The following is a 17,125-nucleotide window of genomic DNA, read 5'->3' on the forward strand; positions in this document are numbered from 1 at the left end:
AAATGTTGCTCGCCTAGAGACGAACGATTCGGAGCGGGAGGTGAACTCATGCCAAACATTAAATCCGCCATTAAACGGACGCAGACCAATGAAAAGCGGCGCCAACATCGGATTGCTCAAAAATCCGCTGTACGTACCTCCGTTAAGCGCTTCCTGGCTGCTGTCGACCAACAGGATAAAGAACAAGCTGGCACCCTGCTCCGGGATGCCAAGAAAATGCTGGACAAAGCAACGACCAAGGGTCTGTTGCACAAAAATGTTGCGTCCCGCCAGAAATCACGCCTGGAGCAAAAGTTCAATGCCTTGAACGGTTAATGCCAACAGTTGTTCGCCAAACACCCGCCCCCTTTAGAAGGCAGACGGGTGTTTTTATTTATTAAAAAAGCCCCCAAGCTGAACGGGGGCATTCATCGTATAAGTTGATGGATGATATCATTCGTACTTCTTCTCATGAACGATTGGATCCACTACAAGGCCTACGAGACCTGGTCCGGTATGGACAACCAAGGCTGGGCTGATGGCACTAATCGTTAATTCACACACATTTTCAATATCCTTTAGCTTCTCCTTTAGCGCCTCTGCTTCTTTTTCAGCTCGTCCCTGGAGAATCGCGATATTTGCTTTTGTCGTTTGCAGTTGTTTAGTTACATGCTCTAACATCTTTTTAACTGCTTGTTTCTTACCCCGCCCTACGTTAAATGGGATAAATCCTCCATGATCATCCAAAGTAATGATCGGTTTTAGATTCAACATCGTGCCAAGAGTGGCAGTCACCTTACCGATTCGCCCACCTGCTTTAAGATAATCTAAGGTATCCAGTACAAAATAACCACGAACCCGTTTACGGGCTTCTTCGATCCGCTTTAGAATTTCGGTGTAGTCCATCTTTGCACGAATGGAACGAGCAGCTTCCAACACCATATAACCAAGTATCCAGGAAAGACCCTTTGAGTCGATGACATCAATCTTCATCCCCTCAAAGTCCTCCGCCATCAAACGAAAGTTATTATAAGTACCAGACAAATGGGATGAAACCACCATGACGATACAATGGGTATAACCCTGCTCTTTCAATCTATAAAATGTATCTTTTATATCTTGGGGGGAAGGCATCGATGTTTTTGGCACTTCCGTCTCCAACCGTTCATATACCTCAGTTGGTTGAATATCCACTCCATCCCGAAACTCTTCATTCTTGTATATAACACGGAGTGAAACGCTTTCAATATCGAACTTTCGCAATATTTGTATAGGCAAATCACAGGAACTATCCGTTACTAACGCAATCTTGTTCAATGGGTAACCCCCTTTAATATCCCAAGTATAATCGGGAGACAAGAATCCTACAACCACTTAATGAATAGTTCTACACCCTGTCACCAATTGTTCCCTGCTTTCTAATGGGAATTTCCTTTCAATTTGTTACAATAGGAGGGTACTTACGTTGGAGAGGACGTCTGCGCTCATGTCGTTTCATATCTGTCTAGTAGAGCCTGAAATCCCTAATAACACGGGGAACATTGCTCGTTCTTGTGCTGTAACAGGCTCTGTGCTTCATCTCGTACGCCCCCTGGGCTTTTCCACTGATGACAAGTACCTAAAGCGGTCAGGGATGGATTATTGGCACCATGTTGATGTTCGTTACTATGATTCCTTTGCAGAATTTACCGATGCTTTTCCAGAAGGACGGTTTTTTTGTGCAACGACCAAAGCACAAAAAAGCTATACTTCCTTTACCTACCAGAAAGAAGACATCTTTATCTTTGGCAAAGAATCGAAGGGCTTACCCCCTGAAATCCTGGACCGTTATAAGGACACTTGTATCCGAATTCCGATGAGCCCCACAGTTCGTTCACTCAACTTGGGTAACGCTGCATCGATCGTGATCTATGAAGCACTCCGTCAATTAGATTTTCCTCATTTAACTTAACAGATTTTATCCACCATTCACGAGCAAAGAGGGAGTTGATTCTCATAATCAAAGTGATTTGTTTTGACCTTGATGGTACATTGCTACCAATAGATACCGATGCATTCATCGGTGAATATTTAAAAGCCCTTGCCCCCCATGTCGCTCCTGTCATGGGGCCCGATCAGCTCATACCGCTCATCTGGGATGCTACGAAGGCAATGATCGAAAGTGACGAACCTCAATACACTAACGAACAAATTTTTGAGCGTCGCTTTTTAGAGAAGTCTGGCCTCAAACGGGAAGAGATCTGGCACATCTTTGATCACTTTTACGACAATCACTTTCCATCGTTAAAGAAGCATGTAGCTGAAGCTCCGTTATCTCGGCAAATTGTCCAAAGTGCCCTAGACCGTGGTTATCGTGTAGCTGTTGCAACCAATCCGGTTTTCCCAAAAGCGGCCATCCAAGAGCGGATGCGTTGGGCCGGTGTTGAGGACCTAGTGGAGTGGGTCTCTGTATATGAAGAAACTCACTGGTGTAAACCCCATCCCGGCTACTATCGCGAAGTAGCTGCGGCAATGGGAGTTACTCCAGAGGAGTGCATCATGGTTGGCAACGATATGCAGGAGGATCTTGTTGCCTCCACCGTGGGTATGACCACCTATTGGGTAAACCAACATCGAATTGATCGTGGATCCCCGACTTTCTCTCCTGATGGAGAAGGCACCATGGTAGAGCTCCTATCTGACATTCGCGCAGGAAAAGGGATATTCTCTGCTGTAGCTCTCTAATGTTATAGATTATGTAGCACGGATGAAGAAAAGAGGTTGACCCTAAGGAATCGTTACACCTCTTAGGATCAACCTCTTTTTTGTATAGTCGTTAATTATTTTGCAGTATCCATTTTCCAACCGTAAACATTATACAATTCGAACCAGTCATTGATCGGCTTATCTTTATTATCACTGGTGTGATAAGTGGCGTATATGATACCGTCCTTAATCTTTGAGATCACGACAGTATGATCAATCTTGCCATCCTTTTCAAAGTCCGCATTAAGAACGTCGCCAACCTTTAGTTGGGATGGTTTTGTTGCTTGTGAAGCTTTGCGAACGTGTTTCATATGCTTATAGAAGCTATGGGCTACACCCCAGGTGAGGGCAGGTTTCTTATCGCTATAGTACCAGTAATCGTACCGGTCATAGCGACCTTTTTTCTCTTTGAATCCGCCTTCTTTAAGTACCTGGGAAATAAAGTTGGTGCAGTCAAGCCAGCAATCGTAGCACCCGCCATTGGCCTTGCTGTAGTAACCATATTTAGCATTGTTGCGTTTGTTCCACCATTTATATGCGTACTCAACTGCTTTCGTACGATTGTAGCCGTTGCTTTCGATACGAGGTTTCTGTTGAGGCTTGTTTTGATTCGGTGGTGTTGGTTTTTGCGTTTGTGGGTTATTAGGTTCCTGCTGCCCTGGATTGGGTTGTATGGTATCCGGTTGTTGAGGATTCTGGTTTTGCTCGTTATCCCCAGGTTGGTTGGTATCGGTTTGTTTCCTGTTTTGAGTTTCTGAATCATTTGAGGGAGTAATACCTGCCTGAGCGTTCTTATCTGTAGGTGTACTTGGAGCTTGATCCGGCTTTTTTGTTTCCTTCTTAGGGGTTGTTTTTACCGGCTCAGGTTTAATCGGTTGTCCCGGATTTTTTTCTGGGAGAAGGCTACTCAGTTCTGCTTTCTCTGCAGAAGTTAACGTACCTTTCTTCCCTTTAGCTACAAGTCCTTGAATACGTGCATTAATCTTTTTATTCTCAATTTTAGAAACTTCAACGAGGAGTTTTTTTACACTTTTTTGATCTGTGGAATTTAGTTTATCAACATCGGTAATCGCCTCACGCACTTTATCCCGGCCAGATTGAGTTTTTAGGTCTGGGGTACTCCCGGTCACTTTCTTTACTACATTAACTGCTTTCGGTTGTTCACGTTTCACTTGATCTGGTGTTTTGGAGCTCTCATCATAATACTTCTTACCGGGCTTCACCATATTCTCACCAGATACATCTTTGTACTCCTCAGGAGCTCTTGCATCATCTGGCGTTTTTGCATCATCTGGCGCTTTTGCTGTTACCTGTTTCTTTTCACGTACTTTGCTGCTAGCAGCTTGATCATCACCCGCATTGGTCATGGTAGCATAAACGCCCGAGCCAATTAAGACAATTGCGGCTACTGAAGCACCAATCAGGAGCTTCTTGTTCTTGGGTAACCCCGATTTTTTTCTCCTGTTCAATTCCCTATCCCCTTTGTCTCTTCTGTTCACGCAAAATTATTCCAACCTCGACTCCATCATAGTCGCATCGTTCATTCGGGTCAATAGACTATTTAGACTATATTAGCAAAAACCCTATTATTTCTTATAATGTATATTTAAAGAAACCTTTCATTTAATGATTATTTATTTTCTTGGCTACAATCCCTCCCCACCTTATTACCACCGAACAGTCCTCCAAATGTACAGGAAAAACGTCACGACATCCCGCTGAATCAGATCCGTTTTCTAGTAATTCATTAAGCAGAGCCCTTTCCCGACACAGGCCTTTTTCTGGTTGTCAAGGGCTTTCAAAGAGAAACATTGTCCGACGATTCGCATAAATATATAGCACCCCAAACAGCATTCTCTTTTTAGGGATGTGCTAGAAATGACTGGTACGCTTTATTAACTTTAAAAGGTTCATGCAGTCTGGCTACCGTGAATAACCATGGGGGTAATCAATTCGAGAGTGATCAGCAAACGGGAGCTGAGAGGAGGCTCTTATGGACATCCTGAAACGCATCGCCGAGCAAAGGCAACGAGAAGAGCAACTGGCGTGGGAAGGTCCTTTTGTCGAATATCTCGAAATGGTCCAGCGGAATCCAGAATTAGCGCAGACCGCTCATTCGAGGGTTTACAATATGATCAAAAAATCCGGCGTCGAAAAGGATGACCAGGGTAACAAGAACTATCTGTTTTTCAGCCGAGAGCTCTTTGGGTTAGAACGACCGATCGAACGATTGGTGGAGGAGTATTTCCACTCATCCGCTCGCAGGTTGGATGTACGCAAGCGTATTTTACTCCTAATGGGGCCCGTTTCTGGAGGTAAATCAACCATCGTCACCATGTTGAAGCGCGGTATGGAAGCGTACTCCCGCACGGATGCTGGGGCGGTTTACGCCATCAAAGGCTGTCCAATGCATGAGGAACCCTTACATCTAATCCCTCATTCCATGCGCCCTGAGGTAGAGAAAGAGCTTGGTGTACGCATCGAAGGCAACCTATGTCCTTCCTGTCGTATGCGATTAAAAGAAGATTATGATGGTCGAATCGAAGATATGGTGGTTGAACGCGTACTCTTCTCCGAGGATGATCGAACAGGGATTGGTACCTTCAGCCCTTCAGATCCAAAATCCCAGGACATCGCAGATCTAACGGGAAGCATCGACTTTGCCACCATTACCGAATATGGTTCAGAGTCAGATCCTCGTGCTTATCGATTCGATGGTGAGCTTAATAAAGCCAATCGTGGAATTATGGAGTTCCAAGAAATGCTCAAATGTGACGAGAAATTCCTTTGGAACCTTCTTTCTCTCACACAAGAGGGCAATTTTAAAGCGGGACGTTTCGCTTTAATTAGTGCAGATGAACTCATTATTGCTCACACCAATGAAGCAGAGTACAAATCATTCATCAGTAATAAGAAGAATGAAGCCCTTCACTCCCGCATCATCGTCATGCCTGTTCCCTACAATTTAAAGGTCTCCGAAGAGGAAAAAATTTACGAAAAACTAATTCGCCAGAGTGACCTCAGTCACATTCACATCGCACCTCATGCACTAAAAGCTGCAGCCACTTTCAGTATTCTCACTCGCCTTAAGGATTCAAAAAAGCAAGGAATGGATCTTGTTAAAAAAATGCGGCTCTACGACGGTGAAACCGTGGAAGGATATAAAGATACCGATGTTGATGAACTACACAATGAGCATCTCGATGAAGGCATGTCAGGTATCGACCCTCGCTACGTGATTAACCGCATCTCCAGTGCACTCATCCGTACCGAAGCTAATTATATCAATGCCCTCGATATCCTACGTGCAATCAAAGATGGCCTCGATCAACACCCCTCTATTTCCACTGGAGAACGGGAACGTTGTCTGAATTTTATTTCAATTTCGCGCAAAGAATACGACGAACTCGCCAAAAAAGAGGTACAAAAAGCCTTTGTATACTCCTACGAAGAATCGGCTAAGACCCTAATGGACAACTACCTTGATAACGTGGAAGCCTATTGTAATTGGATGAAGATCCGTGATCCATTGACTGGCGAGGAACTTGAGCCCGACGAAAAGTTGATGCGTTCCATAGAGGAACAGATCGGCATTTCGGAAAACGCCAAAAAAGCATTTCGGGAGGAGATATTAATCCGTATCTCCGCCTATGCTCGTAAAGGGAAAAAATTTGATTACAACAGTCATGATCGCCTCCGCGAAGCGATCCAGAAAAAGCTGTTTGCCGACCTTAAAGACGTCGTTAAAATTACAACCTCCTCGAAAACACCGGATGAAAGCCAGTTGAAAAAAATCAATGAAGTAATCGCCACGTTAGTGGACAAATATGCGTATACCACTGCGAGTGCTAATGAATTACTTCGTTATGTAGGAAGCCTTCTCAATCGCTAGCTTAAGCACACGGCCTGGCACAGAGATGGGAGGTGACCCTTTATAAAGAACCCTCTGTTCATTGTCTCCCAGGAAGACTGGTCCCTGCACCGTAAAGGGCATCAAGATCAGCTACGCCATCAAGAGAAAGTAAAAGAAGCCATTAAAAAAAATATGGCCGACCTGATCTCAGAAGAAAGTATCATCCTCTCTGACGGTGAACAAGTAGTAAAGATCCCTATTCGCTCCATGGATGAGTATCACTTCCGCTATAATTACAACAAAGGGAAACATGTAGGGCAAGGTGACGGTAAAAGCCAAGTGGGCGACGTCCTCGGTCGGGAACCTGGGGAGAAGGGCAAAGGTCAGGGCGCGGGTAATTCCCCTGGTCAAGACTATTACGAGGCTGAAATCTCCGTCGATGAATTGGAAAACCTTCTTTTCTCGGAAATGGAGCTCCCCAACCTACAACGTAAGGAAGAGATCGAAATTACTACCCATGACGTCCGCTTCAATGACGTTCGCAAAAAAGGGCTCATGGGCAACATCGATAAAAAACGAACGCTCCTCAATGCTCTAAAGCGCAACGCAATAAAAGGAAAAAAGGGCTTTGGTCCCATTCTCGAAGAAGACCTTCGCTTCAAAACCTGGGAAGATATCGTTACTCCTCACTCCAGCGCTGTAGTCATCGCCATGATGGATACCTCGGGATCCCCGCAACACCCTTAATTAACTAACATACTCAAAAATTAAATCTTGTTTGAATATAAGTTTTTTCTTCCTCAATATCAACACGTTCTATGAAATAATGAAGAAAACGCCGAAAATTAGGCGTATCCGACCTGTCTGTTTTAAAAAATTTTTCAATGTGATCAAGTATCTCTTTATTCATATCATCATCATTTTGAATCGATGCCCTTTCAGAATCAAGGGCTTTTTTCTTTTCAAGCAGCTTGTCCATTTCTTCCTTTATTCTTTGAGATAAATAACGGTATTGCTCTATATTCATGTTCTCTCTTTCGAAATATAAGTCTGCATTATCTTTATTTAGTCGTTCAGTTCTAAAATCAATGTCCTTAATCTTTTTCTCGAGCCCCCTTATATCTGTTTCTGTCTTTTCTATGCCTTCCATTGCCTTTAAGTGATTGTACTTCTCTCTAATAAGTTTTTCTAGATGCAGGGCGACTCCATCCTCTATTTTTTCAGCGTTCACATTTGCTTGTTTGCAATATGAACGTCCATATTTATGATATGTTTTACAAATATAATATCTATATTCTTTATTACTAAAAGTGCGTTTTTGACAAACCATACCTTCTCCACAGGCCTTGCAAAATAATAAACCTGTTAAGGGGTGGTAGACATTTGGAGCGGTATCCTTCAACTTTCTGCTGTGTATAATCTCTTGTGCACGTGCAAACATCTCATTATCGATAATTTGATCATGGGCATCCTTGACCACAATCCAATCTTCAGGTGGATTTAGTTTCCGTACCCACTTTTTCTTTCCCTGTATATCACTGTCATAATCACGGATTCGTTTTTGAGTTTTCCGATTATATACAATCCACCCTTTATAAGCTTCTCTCTTCAAGATATATACTATAGTTCCCCTCGACCATTTCTTTCCGGACCTTGGATAGCAATGCTGTTTATTAAGGTACTCTGCTATTTTAAAACTCCCATAACCTTCATTTATGTAAAGATCAAATATTTTTCTTACTATTTCTGCTTCAGTTTTATTTATTATTAACCGACGATCTTTTAGATCGTATCCAAAGGGGGGGATTCCCATCCACAACCCTTTTCTTGCCTTCTCTTTATTCCCCAGTCTAACACGTATCGCTATTTTCTCTGCTTCATATTCAGCGACTGCTGAATGAATCGTAAAAGTAAAATTTCCACTATCCTTAGCGGAATCGTAGTTTTCTTCGTAGCTGATCACCCGCAAACCCTTTGAACGAAGCCTATCTAACGCATCCAAAGCTTCCTGTGTGTTGCGCGCAAACCTTGAGATACCTTTAAACAATACTACTTGGAATTTTCCTAAATCAGCATCATTCATCAGTTGCTTCATTGCAGGTCTACTCCAAAGTGAATGTTTAGTTGCAGAAACTCCAGTGTCTTGATATATAAACTCATCAGGTATTTTACCTAGTTCCCTAGACTTAGCAAGTTCTCTGAGAAGCGTTACTTGATGCTCTACCGATTCGGACTGCCTATCCAAAGAGACTCGAGCATATACAGCACATAGATTATTTTCGCTAGACAAAGACAGCCCCTCCTTTGATTATTACAATTGTACACAATCCCTAATTTCCTATTATAGCTATTTTAAAAAACTTATTGGTATCTGTCCTTAAGCTTGTTTCGCTTTAGTACTTTCCTTATATACCGGGTAAATTGAATTTTCAATAGGACAGATTACTTTCAGAACTTCTCTGCCCATTTCTCTATTCACATGATCAACGATAGGTTTCTTAATGATTTGATTTAAGTCCTCTTCACCAGGAATTATTACAAATTCCAGCTCTCTATTTTTCAAATCAACCCACCTCTATCTACTAAATAATTATGTTTTAAATATATTCAAATGCCAGCTTGTATCATGAGTTGGACAAACACTAAAAAACACCCGACTTTAATTTAGTCGGGTGTATCTTTCTTTTGAAAATCTCTGTACTTTTACCAGTATATTTTCGAAAATTAGACTTCTTTCTTTTTCGACCTCTTGGGTAGCCAGCGATTTAGCTGTGCGTTCATAGGGACCACCCTCAAAACCTTCCCTTTTGATTGTATTGCTTCACAGATATGTGATGTCAAAAACCACATTCGTGTAATTAAACAACTTGATTTACGCTGCTGATACTGGATACTTAATAATAAGTTGAAATTTAATTAATTAAATGACTCTCAGCAAAGCTCCAATAACTAAAAGAGATACCCGACTGATGTCAGATACCTCTTTTCTACACTCTTAATGCAACCTGTACTATTAGTATATCCACTGAAGGCGTAATTTTTTCCACACTTTTTCCGACTGGATATTAACGAACCAAAATCGACTCATTATCGATTTTTTCCTCCCGAGAAGAAATCCTACTCTTGGGTCAACTTTTCGATAAAGTCCTCAAAACTACGAGTCCATACGATGACTTACCGGATGCACTAGCAGGAGTAGTCGATCTAGCTAAGGGACGAGACAGAGATATTCATTCTTAAATAAACCAATAGGATTGTAATTTATTTTATATTTTATCTATAAAAAGGGCTAATCTGATGGATATTCGTACAATCAACATTCATGAAGGAGCATACAAAGTAAGTACGCTATTCTAAGGGAGGTGTTCAATGATGGTTGTGAGAGTGATTTATAATCCTGTGAATGGTGATCCTGTAGATGTAGCTGATCTAAGGAGAGGTGATGTAGAAATTTTTAATGGTGGTGCTCCTCCTTCTCCTACAATTGAAAACAAACGGCTTCGAGTTATTCCAGTACCACCAAATACCCTCGTAATAGTTATTGGAAAATCTGCGAGAGGTTGTAAACAGGGGGCTGCCCTGTGCATACATCCTAAATCAGGTCGTAGGACAGCAAAAAAATTAATCCTTTTGAAGATAAAACCAGGTCAGCGTATACTTTGTAAAGCGGTACAAAGGAGATAACATAGTTTTAAATAGGAGCGCTCATGTAGGGCGTTTTTATTATGCAAAAGGAGGTTTGTATCCATATCAAATATACTCGGGGGTGCCTTTGCCCCGGTTATTATTTAACCTTTTTCGAGTTTCCCTAATCAGTCCTCTAGATAACGCAAATCTTTTAATAGCTCCGTAATATTAGGTCGAACGTACGTGAGATTACTCTTATCCAAAGCGTCAATTTCGTGATCAAAGAAAACAATAGAAGGGTGGGTTTCTGAGATACGAAAGTCAAAACAAAAATAATTACCTCCAGGATCAACTGCAACAGGGATTACTTTATTAGGAAGACCATGATTTTGCCGAAAAATTTGCGTCACTTCTACAATTCCACCAACAACTTTATTAGGGAGGAAATCTACTAAAGTTTCAAAATTTCTTCGCTACTGTCAAAGTCAATAATATCAGGCTCTAACATAGCTCCATTGTTGTTACGTGGACTTGGATTTTGAAAAAATAAAACGTCACTTACTTATTTGTTACCGAGTTGTTCCGCCAAACCAATTAGAAGTCCTTCGGTTCCACGAATGTAGCAGAGCCGATACGAGTCCTCGTACTGAACCACTTCGCCAACGAGCTGAGCACCATACTTAGTGAGTCTGGATACCATTTCGTCAATGTCTTCAACGGTGAACATGACGCGTAGATAACCGAGGGCGTTTACAGGTGTAGTCCGGTGATCTGATATAGTAGGTGGGGTGAGAAATCTCGAAAGTTCAAGTCGGCTGTGGCCATCTGGGGTAACCATCATAGCAATTTCTACGCACTGAGAACCCAATCCGGTTACGCGACCAGCCCATTCACCTTCGACAGTGGCTCGCCCTTCGAGGTTCAAGCCAATCTCCTCGAAGAAAGAGATTGCGTCATCAAGGGATTCTACAACGATGCCGACATTGTCCATTCTTAGTAATTTGTTTTTTGCCATAGTTTTATCTCCTTATGGGTATCGTCAGGAAAATGCAGATTTACAACGCTAAGCCCATTTTCAAGACGATAACCCAATATCATTTGTTTCATTCTTAATCTCCCCTATTGTTAAGTAACCAGAATTTTGCAACTCACATCTCAGGATGACGGTAAGGAAAAATAGAATGCATTTCTGCTAGAATCCGTTCAGTACTAACCTCCTGTTCATTTCCATTCTTATTTCTATGTGTCCTCTCGATTAATGTCCAGCTTGGCAGGCCTTCTCCTTCATTTTCCAAATCATAATCACCACCTCCCGGATCAGATATTCGGTATAGAACCGAGTTATATGCCACTCGATGTATCCAATAAATCTGGCTAGAAAGTGATTAAATGTGAAACGACTACATCCCATGGATTTATGGATGAGAATGGTTTGTTCCTTTGTTGGATACAAGCGAAATTTAAACGCTTTGTGCATGGGTTTACCTCCCCTTTATCTAATTATATACGGGGATTGTCAGCCTTGCGAGAGGGAAGATCTCGTCTGACGCTTGCTTTCATCCCAACCCTGAAGGGCTGGGTTTTCCCGCTCGTATCTATAATAAACATTACCCAATTCTTCTCGGTATCTTTATCTCTTCTTAGATACGTTCTTCATCATACCCTGCATCCGCTGCGGAGCATTGTTCAAAAGTCTGTGAGCTACCACTGCTTTTTCAGCGGCGGGGATTTCCTCGGTTGTCTTTTCTTCTGGCTTCTCAGGCTCTTGTTCTGCCTCTGCCTCAGCAAGGACGGATTTAACAATGGCTTTGATCTCCTCTTCCGTCATCTCATCATCTCCTTTGCTCTTTTCTGTTGATTGTGGCTCTCCTTCCAGGTTGGCTACCTCTTCCTTCATCGCGCTCAATAACTTCGCAAAAAAACCGCCCTCATTGGCGGTCTCCTTCGACTTAATCGCTATGAACTTGGCTTTCGGCACGCAAGGTTCATCGACTAGAGAGACCGCATTTACGTACCAATCATCTCCCAAATCGGCGAGCGTTGTTCGCTTGATGGCCCCTTTTAATGTGGCAGCGGCTTTATCGGGATCGTCTAAGAGCTTCCCTTGAGCCGATTTTAATACCGGTTCGCGCAGACCCATGATGGAAAACCCGGTTAACTTCCCCTTCTTCACCGCTCCCCAAGCCGCATCATCAGTCACCTTGACCGACATCATCCAGGGCCAGCAGGTACTTCGTATCCCTTGAACTGGGTGGCTTGATCCATGATCAAACCACCTTGCCGACGTTCTTCAAAGAATGCTGTAAGTCAATGTTGCCGTAACTTTCTATCAAGCCATCGGCTACGCGTTCAATGGTGGCTGCGTCTACCATATCACCGTCTAAGTCTGGCTCACCCGGAATGAGCACAGGCCCGGTAACCACTCGCTGTTCGTTCGACTTTGTGGCCCCTTCGATGATAGGGGCCGTTAATTCTGTCATTCGGTTCACCTTCTTTCAGGGAATAGAACCAAAAATTGTATCACGAAGCACAATTTGATTAAATAATAGGAAAAGTAACCGATTAATGATTAAAAATAGTCTCTAAATGTAATATGTTATTTTTAATACTAAATTGATTTGTGTATTTTATATTTATTTGTTACAATAGGTCCTTATTAATATTTAAGGAGTGAATGATCATGCAACATGTTCGTCGTTTTTTACCCTTTATGGTGGCCTTTGCGCTCTTTTTCACCCTTGCTACTCCAGGAGCCTTCGCAAGTGGAAACGAGCTTGTCGGAAAAGATAACAGTTCCGTAGGAAAATCCCTAGGAAAAGATGAGATTGAACTTGCAGGAGATGCCGAAGGCAAAAAAGATTTCAGCCTCTTTTTCTTACGGAAAGAATATAAGGCAGAAGGAACCTATGGAGTTGTCTTTTTTGACAATAAACCTCGAAAAGAACCTCTATATGTAGACTCGAAAAACGTGACCGATAACGGTGAAGGCGTGTCTTTTACCGCTCCTGAAAACTTCAAGCCATCTCCAGGCATTCACACAATGTATGGAACATTCGATGGAACGCTTAATGGGAAAGAAGTACACCGTAAGTTCGTCTATGATATTGAAGTGGATAAGAACGGCAATATGAAATTTCTTAAAAAAGTAGAAGTCTCGTAATTAAAAAAGACCTTACTCTCAATAGTGAGGCTTAGGGATTAGCGTCCGTTTTGGACGCTTTTTTCTATTTCATGGGGTAAAGGGCGTGCTGGCTACTAACAACCCCCTGGGTGGAATCCAGGGCACGATGGTACACCGACATTGAATCTATTCTTTAATCGGAGTGGATTCGCGATCTCTTGGATACCGAAGTCCGTTCGAGAATCGCTCTCCTCGCCGGATTACCTGGCCATGGAGTTTCCGGTGATCTGCCTTATCTCTTGGCCAGTTAAAGGAAATATCCTGTGCCTCGGGGTCCGTGATGTCTTTTTGAGCGGTGAGCACCAAGGTAGAATGTCGATGCTCCTTAAGATCCTTCTGGAAATACTGTTTGATCTGCTGAACGACCTCATCATCCAGCTCTGTCCCCGTCACTGTTACGGCATAGGCCGGGACACCGAAGTTCTCAAAGAAGTCGATGTTATATTCTTCGCGCTGTTTATCCCCTAGGATTGCGCCAAGGGCGGGAACCACATCAGGAGTACCGTAGTAATCCGACTACGGGGAGTGGTTGCTGATGAACAACACCTCATTGCCTCGTTCTTCTTCAGGTATGGTCCCTAATTCGCCGATTTCTCCGGTGAAGGTGTTGATATCAAAAGGAGTGCCTAGCCGAGGCTATCGATTTCTGTGACATTCATAATGGACTGGGCACGAATGATCTGTGCCTCTAGAAGAGCAATCTGCCGTTCTAATTTAACCGTGGATCTTCTTGATTCAGGGCATCCATGATTTCTAACACCTCAAGCGGAACATATTTAGCGAATAGTCCATGTTTGCGGGCATTCTGATTACCCGAGGCTGGCCTGCCACCACGGTTGCCAACAGCATTTCTATTTCTCTTTGGTACTCCGTGCCCCTTAGCATTTTGGTTCCCTTTGGGCGCACCCCGTTTTCGTTTTGTAGTACTACATTCATCCGATTGTAGTACTACATTCCATTTATCGCGGGATTTCCACGCACTGATGGTCTTTTCTTTCTCTGCAACCATCTCTGCAATCTTCCGGTTAGTAATCTCTCCATCATGCTCTTTCCATATCTCAAAGGCTTTGTCTCTATTCGGGCTACGTGCCCTGGCCATGATTCACCACCTCACCACTTATTATCTTCATGTGCCCCGGTTGATTAAGATGACCCACTACTCTTAGGGTAGTCGTTTCATTTATAAAAATTATTCTACATTCATAAAATAAAATTCTTTATCCATTTATTTTATGAATAATAAAGGATGAAATTCCTTCTTTTTTTCTTTTTATATAAGTAATATACTGAGTTTGTAAGATAAAAAGGCCATGAGGAGGCAATAACATGAGTGGGTTGAACTTTCGAAAGATCACTATGGTTTTCACGTTGTTACTTGGCTTTTCGCTACTAGGGAGCGGAGTGAGTGAGGCCAGTACGCCTACCAATGATCATATGACGAAATCACCCCTAGTCGCTAAGAGTAAATGGGGTAAATGTTCCAATTCAGTCCAAGATGCAAAAGATCTACTTTACTCAGCGGGAATCACAGAACCGTCCGACTATCCTTACGTAGTTCGGGATCGACTTGAATATGAATCCCAAAATTGGTGGGGAGACGCTAAAAGGACGGCGAATGAAATCATTACTGAAATTAACTATTATTGCTAAACGAACATACGTAGATTCTGAGCAACGTGTAGGGTGTAAAGAATAAGGTGTCCGGTAGCCACATATATTCTCGAAAACGGGACTGCAAACTCTATGCAGTCCCGTTTTTGTGTGAGGATAACGTTTAAATAGCCCGGACGTCCTCCCCAATATGTTCATATATTACTAGTATATCGAAGTTGCTTATATTTTATATACTCTTAGCCAGCTTACACTGGAAAACAATAAAGGAGCATATATGAATGAAAAGTAAGGTCATCGCGTTGTCGCTATGCGCTCTCCTTTTCTTTGGGTTATCTCAAGTACAAATGGTCCATTCTCAAAAAAACAGTTTGCCTAAACCTACCATTGTGACTGACAAAAAAGAGGCCTTTGATAAAGGATTAAAACAAAGGAATAATAAATCGGTCGTTGAAAAAAACTCTACTGTCAAACTACTTAATAGTAACGGTAGATCTGAAGGATCCCTAAAAATAAAGAAAAGTAAAAATAGGTCGAATGATATGGCAATAGAGCAAACTGTCAAAGTTCTTATCGTGGGGGATGAAGAGTTTCGTTCAAAATATTCGGATTGGCAACAACGAGCTATCGATGTGGTAGAAGGATCTGATGATGCTTATATCCGTGACCATCAAATCGATTTTGAAATCGTTGGAATCGCTAGATGGCAATCCACTGGTACTGACCCGGTGTTACTTAGCGATTTGCCCCCAAAGTGGTACAACAGCACTGCCTATGATCTAGTCGTTGGTATTACCAATGATTCTCGTTTCCCATACGGTGGAGTTGCCTACTTGAGTCCCATCAATAATATTGGCTACAGTGTCATTCGGTACTACGATTCAACAACTTCTCAATATATTGCAAGACACGAAATCTCCCATAATTATGGATTACAACATGATCCAAGTGGAAATCAACCAGTCTGTATGATGAACTATACGTACAGTTACTATGTAGACACCTGGGATCCAGCTCACAATTACCAACTGGAGCAAAATAAAGGCTGGTATGGGGAAGGCATCCTCAGCAAGTAAGGAAACAGCAATGATACCTCTGTACTCCGTTAGTGTCAAAGCAATTTGTAATGGAATTTCATATATTAGGTAGGCTACCGAGTCAGGGTAGCATGAATCATTCCTCTCTCTTATCGGCTGCATGAGTTTGCAGTCCATTTTTTTGTGTCATCGTTGCTAGCAACGCACCCAAGCTTTGTTTAACCAATAGCATATAGTTACTTATTGTGGCACTCTAAAGGACCACTTAGGTAATAAACTCATTTGATTGCTTTAACGGACTGTATAGGGCATACAGCCCGTTTTGGTGTGGGTAAGCGTATAACGGATTGCTACGTAACCTTGTAACCCCCTCCCTACAAACGGCATAAACATAGGTATACCAAGGTTTACAGCCTTTTTACAGAGCAACAGACAACGTTACGTAACCTATCCATTTCCAATTCATTTTTTATGCAAAAAGGCCCTCATCCTTGATATATAGGGGATGGAGGCCTTTTTCAAGCAAACACGTTGGGATCGGTCGATCCCTTTTAGCTTGCATAAAAATGGCCCCTTTTATTCATCGATGTATAATGGGAACAATGATAAGGTGGTGGTACACTTGAAAAATAAAATCGACTATAGGGAGCTGTATGATCAGCTCGAGCAAGCAGTCTTTCTTAGCTACTATGAGCTGTTAGATATCGCAGCTCATATGGGAGATCGGCCAGCTCTCCAGAAACGCATTTGGAAAGTGGCCAACGAACTGATGGAAAGTCGGTGACCAAGCGGCCAGAGGGTCGCTTTATTATTTGAGTTGTTTCGCATATGTTCCTCACAACAGGTTGCAAATTTCACCACTTGCATGGTGCGCACTGTAAATGGTATATTTTTATTTGTCATTTTTTTAACCCTTTATTTATTGTTTTTCTCTAATTTTAATGGGGCCTTATCAAGGCCTTCTTTTTTTGTTATAAAAAGTATATATATCCTTTCATGGTATATAACGAATGAAATTACTGGAATACCATTTATTACAGATTGAAAACTATGCCATAATCAATTAAATTTATTTTAGATAGAGAAGGAGGA

General features: G+C 42.2%; 18 protein-coding genes and 3 pseudogenes. 10 read left to right on the plus strand and 11 right to left on the minus strand.

Annotated elements, in window-relative coordinates; all coding sequences use genetic code 11:
- Positions 1 to 48 precede the first annotated feature (48 nt).
- Positions 49 to 315 carry a 30S ribosomal protein S20 gene (rpsT, locus tag BLV90_RS02005; protein ID WP_091735321.1) on the plus strand — a complete coding sequence of 89 codons (267 nt, stop codon included), beginning with the start codon at positions 49 to 51 and terminating at the stop codon, positions 313 to 315.
- 117 nt (positions 316 to 432) lie between these two features.
- Here the strand turns inward: rpsT and BLV90_RS02010 are convergent, their stop codons facing one another.
- Positions 433 to 1,296, minus strand: coding sequence for a DegV family protein (locus BLV90_RS02010; protein WP_091735324.1), 864 nt, complete (start codon positions 1,294 to 1,296; stop codon positions 433 to 435).
- A gap of 169 nt (positions 1,297 to 1,465) precedes the next feature.
- Here BLV90_RS02010 and trmL point away from each other — a divergent pair, with 169 nt between their 5' ends.
- Positions 1,466 to 1,930 (plus strand): tRNA (uridine(34)/cytosine(34)/5-carboxymethylaminomethyluridine(34)-2'-O)-methyltransferase TrmL, encoded by a 465-nt coding sequence (trmL, locus tag BLV90_RS02015; RefSeq protein WP_091735327.1) that lies wholly within the window; start codon positions 1,466 to 1,468, stop codon positions 1,928 to 1,930.
- Positions 1,931 to 1,965: 35 nt separating this feature from the next.
- On the plus strand, positions 1,966 to 2,703 hold the full coding sequence (locus tag BLV90_RS02020) for an HAD family hydrolase (protein ID WP_245726211.1): 738 nt from the start codon (positions 1,966 to 1,968) through the stop codon (positions 2,701 to 2,703).
- 95 nt (positions 2,704 to 2,798) lie between these two features.
- Here BLV90_RS02020 and BLV90_RS02025 read toward each other — a convergent pair whose 3' ends face one another.
- Positions 2,799 to 4,193 carry an amidase domain-containing protein gene (locus BLV90_RS02025; protein ID WP_091735331.1) on the minus strand — a complete coding sequence of 465 codons (1,395 nt, stop codon included), beginning with the start codon at positions 4,191 to 4,193 and terminating at the stop codon, positions 2,799 to 2,801.
- Positions 4,194 to 4,717: 524 nt separating this feature from the next.
- Between BLV90_RS02025 and BLV90_RS02030 the strand changes: the two genes are divergently transcribed.
- Both BLV90_RS02030 and BLV90_RS02035 read left to right on the plus strand, forming a co-directional pair.
- Positions 4,718 to 6,616: a PrkA family serine protein kinase gene (locus BLV90_RS02030; RefSeq protein WP_091735334.1), complete on the plus strand. Its 1,899-nt coding sequence runs from the start codon at positions 4,718 to 4,720 to the stop codon at positions 6,614 to 6,616.
- A 42-nt stretch (positions 6,617 to 6,658) separates the two neighbouring features.
- Positions 6,659 to 7,309, plus strand: a pseudogene (locus BLV90_RS02035) (DUF444 family protein); the annotation flags it as partial.
- Between the two features lie 28 nt (positions 7,310 to 7,337).
- On the opposite strand, the gene BLV90_RS02040 reads toward BLV90_RS02035, so the two are convergent.
- Positions 7,338 to 8,867, minus strand: coding sequence for a recombinase family protein (locus BLV90_RS02040; protein WP_091735339.1), 1,530 nt, complete (start codon positions 8,865 to 8,867; stop codon positions 7,338 to 7,340).
- 87 nt (positions 8,868 to 8,954) lie between these two features.
- Entirely contained in the window at positions 8,955 to 9,140 is a 186-nt protein-coding gene (locus BLV90_RS02045; RefSeq protein ID WP_091735341.1) for a hypothetical protein, read from the minus strand.
- Positions 9,141 to 9,949: 809 nt separating this feature from the next.
- Here BLV90_RS02045 and BLV90_RS02050 point away from each other — a divergent pair.
- Positions 9,950 to 10,261 (plus strand): hypothetical protein, encoded by a 312-nt coding sequence (locus BLV90_RS02050; RefSeq protein WP_143034976.1) that lies wholly within the window; start codon positions 9,950 to 9,952, stop codon positions 10,259 to 10,261.
- A 128-nt stretch (positions 10,262 to 10,389) separates the two neighbouring features.
- Here the strand turns inward: BLV90_RS02050 and BLV90_RS02055 are convergent.
- The 5 genes and pseudogenes from BLV90_RS02055 to BLV90_RS16460 all read right to left on the minus strand — a co-directional run.
- Positions 10,390 to 10,641, minus strand: a pseudogene (locus tag BLV90_RS02055) (SMI1/KNR4 family protein); the annotation flags it as partial.
- 125 nt (positions 10,642 to 10,766) lie between these two features.
- Positions 10,767 to 11,219, minus strand: a complete 453-nt coding sequence (locus tag BLV90_RS02060; protein ID WP_091735347.1) for a VOC family protein — start codon at positions 11,217 to 11,219, stop codon at positions 10,767 to 10,769.
- Between the two features lie 351 nt (positions 11,220 to 11,570).
- Positions 11,571 to 11,681: pseudogene (locus tag BLV90_RS02065) on the minus strand (helix-turn-helix domain-containing protein); the annotation flags it as partial.
- Between the two features lie 153 nt (positions 11,682 to 11,834).
- Entirely contained in the window at positions 11,835 to 12,419 is a 585-nt protein-coding gene (locus BLV90_RS02070) for a hypothetical protein (protein WP_245726212.1), read from the minus strand.
- Positions 12,420 to 12,471: 52 nt separating this feature from the next.
- Positions 12,472 to 12,684: an XkdF-like putative serine protease domain-containing protein gene (locus BLV90_RS16460; RefSeq protein ID WP_245726218.1), complete on the minus strand. Its 213-nt coding sequence runs from the start codon at positions 12,682 to 12,684 to the stop codon at positions 12,472 to 12,474.
- Positions 12,685 to 12,884: 200 nt separating this feature from the next.
- On the opposite strand from BLV90_RS16460, the gene BLV90_RS02075 reads away from it, so the two are divergent.
- Entirely contained in the window at positions 12,885 to 13,364 is a 480-nt protein-coding gene (locus tag BLV90_RS02075) for a hypothetical protein (protein ID WP_091735351.1), read from the plus strand.
- 147 nt (positions 13,365 to 13,511) lie between these two features.
- On the opposite strand, the gene BLV90_RS02080 is transcribed toward BLV90_RS02075, so the two are convergent.
- Together BLV90_RS02080 and terS are read right to left on the minus strand one after the other, a co-directional pair.
- On the minus strand, positions 13,512 to 13,877 hold the full coding sequence (locus BLV90_RS02080; RefSeq protein WP_091735354.1) for a hypothetical protein: 366 nt from the start codon (positions 13,875 to 13,877) through the stop codon (positions 13,512 to 13,514).
- Between the two features lie 217 nt (positions 13,878 to 14,094).
- Positions 14,095 to 14,484, minus strand: a complete 390-nt coding sequence (terS, locus tag BLV90_RS02085; protein WP_091735357.1) for a phage terminase small subunit — start codon at positions 14,482 to 14,484, stop codon at positions 14,095 to 14,097.
- A gap of 227 nt (positions 14,485 to 14,711) precedes the next feature.
- Here terS and BLV90_RS02090 point away from each other — a divergent pair, with 227 nt between their 5' ends.
- The 3 genes from BLV90_RS02090 to BLV90_RS16095 all read left to right on the plus strand — a co-directional run bounded on the left by BLV90_RS02090 (position 14,712) and on the right by BLV90_RS16095 (position 16,817).
- Complete coding sequence (locus BLV90_RS02090) at positions 14,712 to 15,035, plus strand: hypothetical protein (RefSeq protein ID WP_091735360.1); 324 nt, start codon at positions 14,712 to 14,714, stop codon at positions 15,033 to 15,035.
- Positions 15,036 to 15,277: 242 nt separating this feature from the next.
- Positions 15,278 to 16,072 carry a M12 family metallo-peptidase gene (locus BLV90_RS02095; protein WP_091735363.1) on the plus strand — a complete coding sequence of 265 codons (795 nt, stop codon included), beginning with the start codon at positions 15,278 to 15,280 and terminating at the stop codon, positions 16,070 to 16,072.
- Positions 16,073 to 16,655: 583 nt separating this feature from the next.
- Complete coding sequence (locus BLV90_RS16095) at positions 16,656 to 16,817, plus strand: hypothetical protein (protein WP_177167849.1); 162 nt, start codon at positions 16,656 to 16,658, stop codon at positions 16,815 to 16,817.
- The last annotated feature ends 308 nt before the right edge of the window (positions 16,818 to 17,125 follow it).

Origin of the sequence: Marininema mesophilum (assembly GCF_900106775.1) — a bacterium.
Lineage (GTDB): Bacteria > Bacillota > Bacilli > Thermoactinomycetales > DSM-45169 > Marininema > Marininema mesophilum.

Coding starts and splice junctions, on each gene's coding strand:
- rpsT (WP_091735321.1), top strand. CDS start 49: ATGCCAAACATTAAATCCGCCATTAAACGGACGCAGACCAATGAAAAG.
- trmL (WP_091735327.1), top strand. CDS start 1,466: ATGTCGTTTCATATCTGTCTAGTAGAGCCTGAAATCCCTAATAACACG.
- BLV90_RS02030 (WP_091735334.1), top strand. CDS start 4,718: ATGGACATCCTGAAACGCATCGCCGAGCAAAGGCAACGAGAAGAGCAA.
- BLV90_RS02050 (WP_143034976.1), top strand. CDS start 9,950: ATGGTTGTGAGAGTGATTTATAATCCTGTGAATGGTGATCCTGTAGAT.
- BLV90_RS02060 (WP_091735347.1), bottom strand. CDS start 11,219: ATGGCAAAAAACAAATTACTAAGAATGGACAATGTCGGCATCGTTGTA.
- BLV90_RS02070 (WP_245726212.1), bottom strand. CDS start 12,419: ATGATGTCGGTCAAGGTGACTGATGATGCGGCTTGGGGAGCGGTGAAG.
- BLV90_RS16460 (WP_245726218.1), bottom strand. CDS start 12,684: ATGACAGAATTAACGGCCCCTATCATCGAAGGGGCCACAAAGTCGAAC.
- BLV90_RS02075 (WP_091735351.1), top strand. CDS start 12,885: ATGCAACATGTTCGTCGTTTTTTACCCTTTATGGTGGCCTTTGCGCTC.
- terS (WP_091735357.1), bottom strand. CDS start 14,484: ATGGCCAGGGCACGTAGCCCGAATAGAGACAAAGCCTTTGAGATATGG.
- BLV90_RS02090 (WP_091735360.1), top strand. CDS start 14,712: ATGAGTGGGTTGAACTTTCGAAAGATCACTATGGTTTTCACGTTGTTA.
- BLV90_RS02095 (WP_091735363.1), top strand. CDS start 15,278: ATGAAAAGTAAGGTCATCGCGTTGTCGCTATGCGCTCTCCTTTTCTTT.